This window comes from Terrabacter sp. 05T424, assembly GCF_056396225.1.
On the sequence record NZ_JBFTLB010000024.1, the window covers coordinates 1 to 480 of the forward strand.

Here is a 480-nt window from a genome sequence, read left to right on the forward strand (position 1 = left end):
GTGTCTGAGCTTGACGGCCGATGCGGGCACGGTCGCGGCGATCCTGGACCGGCTCGACACCCGTGCTCGCGCCGCGCGAGGCGGAGGAGACTCGCGGACCCTGGACCAGCTGCGCTGCGACCTGGCCACCGAGGCCCTGCTGCGTGACGCCCTCGCCGACGCGTGTGACGGGCCTGCGCCTGCGCCGGCCACCGGTGACGCGGCGGCGCGGGTGTGGCTCGTCGTGCCGTTCGAGGTCGCCATCGGGGACTCGGACGCGGCGTGCGAGCTGCCCGGGCACGGCTGGGTCACCGCCGCCCACGCCCGCGAGATCATGACCAGACCCGGCTCCGTCTGGCAGACCCTGCCCGTCGACATCCGCGACGGCCACGCGATCAGCCGCCCCACCAAGAGCTACCGGCCCACACCCGCGATGGTCGAGCACGTCCGAGCGGTCGACGGAACCTGCCGCGGCCCCGACTGCCACGTCCCCGCGACCCG

At 75.2% G+C, this 480-nt stretch carries 1 pseudogene; it reads left to right on the forward strand.

Annotated features, from left to right (window positions below):
* A pseudogene (locus AC1DE0_RS22410) lies at nucleotides 1-480 on the forward strand (HNH endonuclease signature motif containing protein); the annotation flags it as partial.